Origin of the sequence: Kitasatospora sp. NPDC093558 (genome assembly GCF_040683475.1) — a bacterium.
Taxonomy (GTDB): Bacteria; Actinomycetota; Actinomycetes; order Streptomycetales; family Streptomycetaceae; genus Kitasatospora.
In genome coordinates this window covers 22,843-29,353 of record NZ_JBFBDY010000032.1, presented here as the reverse complement: position 1 = coordinate 29,353, position 6,511 = coordinate 22,843, and the positions used below count along the sequence as shown (strand labels likewise).

Here is a 6,511-nt window from a genome sequence, read left to right as displayed (position 1 = left end):
GGCTCCCAGTAGACGACTGGGTTGATAGGCCGGATATGGAAGCCCTGTGAGGGGTGGAGTTGACCGGTACTAATAGGCCGAGGGCTTGTCCTCAGTTGCTCGCGTCCACTGTGTTGTTCTGAAACAACGACCGCCTTGCCGGCGGGTCGACAGTTTCATAGTGTTTCGGTGGTCATAGCGTGAGGGAAACGCCCGGTTACATTCCGAACCCGGAAGCTAAGCCTCACAGCGCCGATGGTACTGCAGGGGGGACCCTGTGGGAGAGTAGGACGCCGCCGAACAATTCTTCTGAAGAACCCCCATCCGGTTTCCGGATGGGGGTTCTTTGCGTTTCCGGGTGCGTTTCAAGATTGCCGTTGTTGCACTACGTCGCGCTGGAACCAGGTGCCCGTCTTTCCGCTCAGGTCGTCCGGGCCGGCCGGTCCGACCGGGACGAACCCGGCCTTCGTGAGTACTCTTCGGGACGCGGTGTTCTCGTGCGTGGTGGCCGCCCGCAGCGTCCGCAGCCCGTACCGTGACCCCGCCAGCCCGCACAGTTCCAGGACGGTGGCCGTCGCCAGGCCGTGGCCGGTGGCGTGCTGGGCGACCCGGTAGCCGAGTACTGCCGAGTGGTCCGCGTGCTCGATGTCGACCAGGTTGAACCTGCCGAGGATCGAGCCGTCCTCGGCGACGAGCACGTGGAACGCGCACAGACCGGAGTCCTGCTCGGCCAGCAAAGCGCTGTAGCGGGCGGTGAATTGATCGAAGAAGTCGTCGCCGCGGTCGGGGATGGACGCTGCGAAGTAGGCGCGGTTCGCCAGCTCGAAGGCCAGGACCGCGGGGGCGTGTTCGGCGTGCAGCCGTTTCAGCTCGGGCATCGCCCGACTCTATGCGGGCGGCGCGTCCGTGCCACCTGGGTTTTCGCCAGGGTGGGCCGGACTCAGAGGCGGCCGGCGGCCTTGAGGGCGAGGTAGGTGTCGGCGAGGGCCGGGGAGATCTTGCCGGGCAGGGCGTCGAGGACGGTGACGCCGTGGCGGGTCAGGCGGTCGGCGGTGCGGCGGCGGTCGGCGCGGGTCTGTTCCGCGGCGGCGGCGCCGTAGACGGCCTCGACGGTGCCGCGGCCGGCGGCGAGTTCGTCGAGGCGGGGGTCGGCGACCGAGGCGAGTACCACCTCGTGGCGCTTCACGAGCTGTGGCAGCAGCGGGAGGAGGCCCTCCTCGACCGGGCCCGCGTCGAGGCCGGTGAGCAGGACGACCAGGGAGCGGTGCGGCGCCATCCGCAGGGCGGTGGCGACCAGGGAGCGCATGTTCGTCTCGTAGAGCGCGGGCTCCAGGTAGGCCATGGCGTTGGTGAACGCGGGCAGGACCTCGCTGGGGGAGCGCCCGGCGACCGTGACGCGCGGGCCGAGGTCGTGGGCGAGCAGGTCGACGCGGTCGCCGGCGCGGGTGGCGAGTGCCGTGAGGAGGAGGGCTGCGTCGAGCGAGGCGTCCAGGCGCGGGGCGTCGCCGACGCGGCCGGCGGAGGTGCGGCCGGTGTCGAGGACGATCAGCACGTGGCGGTCGCGTTCGGGGCGCCAGGTGCGGACGGCGACGGTGTGGCGGCGGGCGCTGGCGCGCCAGTCGATGGAACGGACGTCGTCGCCGGGCAGGTACTCGCGCAGGGAGTCGAACTCGGTGCCCTGGCCACGGGTCAACACCGAGGTGCGGCCGTCGAGTTCGCGCAGCCGCGCGAGCCGGGAGGGCAGGTGCTTGCGGCTCTCGAAGGGCGGCAGGGCGCGGACCGTCCAGGGGGCGAGGTGGGAGCTCTGACGGCCGGCCAGGCCGAGCGGGCCGAGCGAACGGATCGTCACCCGGTGGGAGTGGTGGTCGCCGCGGCGGGTCGGCACGAGGACGGTGGTCGCGCGGCGCCGTTCGCCGCCGGGGACGGTCAGGGTGTGCCGGGAGGCGGCACCGGCGGTGCCGGGGCGCCAGGCGGACGGGGCCCACGCGTCGCGGATCCGGGCCCGCAGGGGGCGGCCGGAGGGGTTGGTGACGGTCAGTTCGACCGCTGCGGGCTCGCCGAGGCGGACCGTGGTGACGCCGCCGCGGCCGAGCCGGAGGCTGCGGACAGGGGCGGCGAGCACCAGGTCGGCGACGACGGCGAGCAGGACGGCGCCGGTGACGACGCCGATCCCGGTCCAGGACGGCAGCAGCAGGCCCACGACGAGCGCGCCGAGCGCGGCGAGCAGGGCGGTTCGCCCGGTGAGGGCCATGCGGTGCGCTCCTTCGGGGTGCCCGGTGAGGGCTCGGTCTAGCGGGGGGCGGGCGTCTGGGCGAGCACGGCCTGGATGACGGAGTCGGCGGTGACGCCCTCCATCTCGGCCTCGGCGCGCAGCGCGACGCGGTGCCGCAGGGTGGGCAGGGCGAGCGCCTTGACGTCGTCCGGGGTGACGTAGTCGCGTCCGGCCAGCCAGGCCCACGCGCGGGAGGCGGCGAGCAGGGCGGTGGCACCGCGGGGCGAGACGCCGATGGAGAGGGACGGCGACTGCCGGGTGGCCCGGCAGAGGTCGACGATGTAGGCGAGGACCTCGGGGGAGACGGTCAGCGCGGCGATCTGCTCGCGGGCCGCCGTGAGGTGCTCGGGCCCGGCGACCGGGCGGACGCCGGCGGCGGCGAGGTCGCGCGGGTCGAAGCCGGCGGCGTGCCGGGAGAGGACCTGGAACTCCTGGTCGCGGTCGGGCAGCGGCAGGATCAGCTTGAGCAGGAAGCGGTCGAGCTGGGCCTCGGGCAGAGGGTAGGTGCCCTCGTACTCGACCGGGTTCTGCGTCGCGGCGACGAGGAACGGGACGGGCAGCGCGCGCGGAACGCCGTCGACGGTGACCTGGCGCTCCTCCATGGCCTCCAGGAGGGCGGCCTGGGTCTTGGGCGGGGTGCGGTTGATCTCGTCGGCGAGGAGGAGGTTGGTGAAGACCGGGCCGGGCTGGAAGGAGAACTCGGCGGTGCGGGCGTCGTAGACGAGCGAGCCGGTGACGTCGCCGGGCATCAGGTCGGGGGTGAACTGGATGCGCTTGGTCTCCAGGTTGAGCGCGGTGGAGAGGGTGCGGACCAGCAGGGTCTTCGCCACTCCGGGGACGCCCTCCAGCAGGACGTGGCCGCCGCAGAGCAGGGCCACGACGAGGCCGGTGACGGCGGCGTCCTGGCCGACCACGGCCTTGCCGATCTCCGTGCGCAGGGCGGTCAGGGCCTGGCGCGGGTCGATGGTGGCGCCGGGGGTGGCGGGTGCCGTGCCGGAGGTGGTGTGGAGCTGGGCGGTGGCCTGTTCGGTCACGGCTTCCGTACCTGCCTTTCGAGGGCGTCGAGGTCGTCGGCGAGCCGCAGCAGCGCGGCGTCGTCGGTCGGTTCGGGGCCGTAGAGGAGGGCCCGCACGTCCCCGGCGGGGCGTGTGGTGAGGCGGTCGGCGACGGCCGCGCAGAGTGCCTCGGGGTCGGGTGCGCCGGCGTTGAGCGGGACGCCAAGGGTGGGGGCGAGGCGGTGGGCGGCGGCGCGGCGCAAGGCGTCGGCGGCGCGGCCGCGGGCCTTGGCGCGGTGGTAGAGCCGGGCGCGGCCCTCGGTGGTCTCGGCGGCGCGGACCACGACGGGCAGGTTCTCGCTGATCACCGGGCCGAGCCGGCGTGCGCGCCAGAGCGCGGCCAGGGCGGCGGCGACCGCGAGCTGGAGGGTGGCCCAGTGCCAGCCGGCCGGGATGAGGTCGGTGAAGCTGCGGTGGCCGGTGCTCTCGGCGGCCGGCGAGCCGTAGTCGGGCAGGTGCCAGGTGAGGTGCGGCTGGTTGCCGAGGAGGCCGAGGGCGAGGGAGGCGTTGCCGTCCTTGGCGAGCAGCTGGTTCTGCAGGAGCTCGGCGCTGCCGAGGATGATCGCGTCGCCGTCCGGCGTGGGGGTGCTGACCAGGGGGAACCCGTAGTTGCGCTGGTAGCAGCCGGTACCGCGGCTGCCGCTGGTGTAGACGAGACCGCCGATGTCGGCGCTGCCGGCGCGCTCGGCCTCGGGGAGCGTGCAGTCGGGGGCGGTGCTGCGGACGGTGGCCCAGGCGGGGGCGCCGCGCTCGTCGCCCGCGCGGACGCCGGGGGCCAGTGCGCTGAGGGCGGCCGGGCCGGGGGCGATGAGGACGAGCCGCTTGTGTCCGGCGGCGGCTATGGCGTGCAGCTGGCGGGAGTCGAGCAGGTCGGGCTCGGGGATGACGAGGGTGTCGTCGCCGGTGGGGCGGACGGTGGGGTCGCTGGTGAGCGTGGTGGGGACGCCGCGCTGTTCGAGCAGGGCGACGACGGCGTGGGCGCCGTCCTTGTCGTAGGAGCGCGGGTCGAGCGGCGGGTAGCGGCGGTCCTGGCTCAGGCCGGCGATGACGACGGCGCCGATCAGGAGGAAGGCGACGGCGGCCAGGTACCAGCGGGAGCGCTGCCACATGCTGCGGCCGGTGGGGGCGAGGCTGCTCGGGACGGCCGTCGGGGGCGGCTCGACGGCGGGCGCGGGCGCGGTGGTGGTCATGCCGCGCCTCCCGGGGCCGGGTCGAGGATCGGGCGGGTGCGTTCCAGGGCCTGGTCGAGGTCGCGCAGCGACGCGTAGGCGGCCTGGTCGGCGGTGCGCTCGCCGAAGGCGATGTCGTCGAAGGCACGGGCGGCGGAGGCCAGCGCGGCGGCGTGCTCGGGCAGGGCCCGGCCGGCCTCGGCGGCGGCCTCGTCGGCGGTGCGGCCGGGGCGGGGGTCGAGCAGCGTGCGTTCCTCCAGGGCGCGGACGAGGGCGCGCATCTGCTCGCGGACGGCGTCGGCCCACTGGCCGGCGGCGGCGTGGCGTGCGGCGTCGGCCCGGTGCTGGGCGGCGGTGCGCGGTCCGTCCGTGCCGTAGACGTCCAGGGTGGTGCGGGCGGACCGCTTGGGCGCGCCGAGGCGCCACCACAGCGCGGCGGCGACCAGGGCGGCGACGACCAGGAAGAACACCAGGCCGGTGGTGCCGCTGGTGCCGTTGCCGGAGATGGCGTCGAGCGCCTCGGAGAACTGCTCGTTCAGCCAGTTCAGGACGCGCTGCACCAGGCTCGGGTCGTGCCGGTGGTACTCGGCGTTGAGCAGTTCGTCGCGGGCGGCGTCGCGGGCCGGGTCACGCGGGACCGTGACCGGGGCGCCGCCCGCGGCGAGGAGCCTCTCCCCCCAGATAGGCATCCGGCTCAGAGCCTCGTCGGGTCGGCGTCGGCCTGGCCGCCCCAGCCGGTGCCGCCGTACTCGGGCAGTCCGGCGGCGCGCGCCAGCTCGATGTCGAGGGCCTCGCGGCGGATCCGCTGGTCCACGTAGAGCAGGACGCCGATGCCCGCGGTGAAGGGGACGGTGAGGGTGTAGGAGATGACGCCGGCGACCGCCGTGGCGATCAGGAGGGTGACGGGCGGCTGGGCGGTGCCGCCGCTCTCGACCTGCTGCTGGAGGTCGCCGAAGCCGAGCACCAGGCCGATGATCGTGAAGGGGACCGCGATGATCGACGAGACGATGAAGGCGATGATCTGGCCGAGCACGGTGATGCCGCAGATCCGCCACCACGAGCCGCGCACGAGCCGGCGGGAGCGCGAGAGCGCCGTGATGACGCCCTGCTTCTCCAGCATCAGGGCGGGCGCGGCGAGGCTGAGCTGGATCCAGAGCCAGACCGCGACGGGCGCGCTGAGCATGCCGACGATCACCAGCAGCACGACGATTGCGGGCGAGGCCGCGCCGGCCGCCGCATAGCCGATCAGCGGGCCGAAGCCGAGCAGGATGACGCCGCCGAGGATCAGACCGGTCAGCAGGGAGAGCCCGAGCAGCTGGAGCAGCTGGGGGCGGGCGCCGCGCCAGGCCTCCCGGATGGTGACGCTCTGGCCGAGGACCGCGCGGCTGACCACCACGGTGAGCAGGGCGGTCGCGATGACGCCCAGCAGCAGGTCGAGCGGCAGGCCGGCAAGCACGACGAAGACGCCGGTGAAGTCGCCGGTCTGCCCGCCGACCAGCAGCTGGACGGCGACGCCACCGGCCTGCTGGAGTACGGCGACGCCCAGCGACAGGCCGAGCGCGGTGCGCCAGTGCTTGCGGATGGTGGAGACGGAGCCGTCGAGGAGCTCGCCGAGGCCGAGCGGGCGCAGCGGGATGACGCCGGGCTTCGGGCTCGGCGGCGCGCCCCAGCCGTACGGGCCGTACGGGCCCTGCGGGCCGGGCGGCGGGCCGCCCCAGCCGTTGCGGGCGGGCGGGATCTGCGGGCCGCCCCAGGCGGGCGGCGGGACGGGGGCGCCCGGCTGGGGCGGTGCCGACGGCCCGGGCACGCTGGCGGGCGCGTCGGCCGGGGGCCGGGCGTCGTCGCGGGGTGGCTCGGACGAGCCGGGCGAGGCCCAGCCCGGAGTGTCGGTCATCACTGCTCCTCGGAGGGCGTCCTGGGGCGCGGTGCCGGGTGGATCTTCCACCCGCGCGCAGGCCCATCGTGCCATGGGGCGCCGACAGGCCCCAGGGGTATCCGGTCGCGGAACGGAAACGGGGGTGTCACGGTGGTCCGGG

The 6,511-nt window shown here is 74.8% G+C and carries 6 protein-coding genes and 2 rRNA genes; 2 read left to right on the top strand and 6 right to left on the bottom strand.

Annotated features, from left to right (window positions below; translation table 11 throughout):
- A 23S ribosomal RNA gene (locus tag AB0O00_RS06145) occupies positions 1-93 on the top strand; the annotation flags it as partial.
- A 71-nt stretch (positions 94-164) separates the two neighbouring features.
- Positions 165-281, top strand: a 5S ribosomal RNA gene (gene rrf / locus AB0O00_RS06140).
- A 63-nt stretch (positions 282-344) separates the two neighbouring features.
- On the opposite strand, the gene AB0O00_RS06135 is transcribed toward rrf, so the two are convergent.
- The 6 genes from AB0O00_RS06135 to AB0O00_RS06110 all read right to left on the bottom strand — a co-directional run bounded on the left by AB0O00_RS06135 (position 345) and on the right by AB0O00_RS06110 (position 6,369).
- Complete coding sequence (locus AB0O00_RS06135; RefSeq protein WP_363648906.1) at positions 345-857, bottom strand: GNAT family N-acetyltransferase; 513 nt, start codon at positions 855-857, stop codon at positions 345-347.
- Between the two features lie 62 nt (positions 858-919).
- Positions 920-2,230 carry a DUF58 domain-containing protein gene (locus tag AB0O00_RS06130; protein WP_363648905.1) on the bottom strand — a complete coding sequence of 437 codons (1,311 nt, stop codon included), beginning with the start codon at positions 2,228-2,230 and terminating at the stop codon, positions 920-922.
- Positions 2,231-2,268: 38 nt separating this feature from the next.
- On the bottom strand, positions 2,269-3,216 hold the full coding sequence (locus AB0O00_RS06125; protein ID WP_363648909.1) for a MoxR family ATPase: 948 nt from the start codon (positions 3,214-3,216) through the stop codon (positions 2,269-2,271).
- 65 nt (positions 3,217-3,281) lie between these two features.
- On the bottom strand, positions 3,282-4,496 hold the full coding sequence (locus tag AB0O00_RS06120) for a DUF4350 domain-containing protein (protein ID WP_363648904.1): 1,215 nt from the start codon (positions 4,494-4,496) through the stop codon (positions 3,282-3,284).
- Positions 4,493-5,164 (bottom strand): DUF4129 domain-containing protein, encoded by a 672-nt coding sequence (locus AB0O00_RS06115; RefSeq protein ID WP_363648903.1) that lies wholly within the window; start codon positions 5,162-5,164, stop codon positions 4,493-4,495. Before AB0O00_RS06115 ends, AB0O00_RS06120 begins: the two co-directional genes overlap by 4 nt.
- 5 nt (positions 5,165-5,169) lie before the next feature.
- On the bottom strand, positions 5,170-6,369 hold the full coding sequence (locus AB0O00_RS06110) for a hypothetical protein (protein WP_363648902.1): 1,200 nt from the start codon (positions 6,367-6,369) through the stop codon (positions 5,170-5,172).
- Positions 6,370-6,511: the final 142 nt, after the last annotated feature.

Bases quoted from the DNA above. Each gene is read 5' to 3' on its own strand.
- AB0O00_RS06135 (WP_363648906.1), bottom strand. From the start codon at position 857: ATGCCCGAGCTGAAACGGCTGCACGCCGAACACGCCCCCGCGGTCCTG.
- AB0O00_RS06130 (WP_363648905.1), bottom strand. From the start codon at position 2,230: ATGGCCCTCACCGGGCGAACCGCCCTGCTCGCCGCGCTCGGCGCGCTC.
- AB0O00_RS06120 (WP_363648904.1), bottom strand. From the start codon at position 4,496: ATGACCACCACCGCGCCCGCGCCCGCCGTCGAGCCGCCCCCGACGGCC.
- AB0O00_RS06115 (WP_363648903.1), bottom strand. From the start codon at position 5,164: ATGCCTATCTGGGGGGAGAGGCTCCTCGCCGCGGGCGGCGCCCCGGTC.
- AB0O00_RS06110 (WP_363648902.1), bottom strand. From the start codon at position 6,369: ATGACCGACACTCCGGGCTGGGCCTCGCCCGGCTCGTCCGAGCCACCC.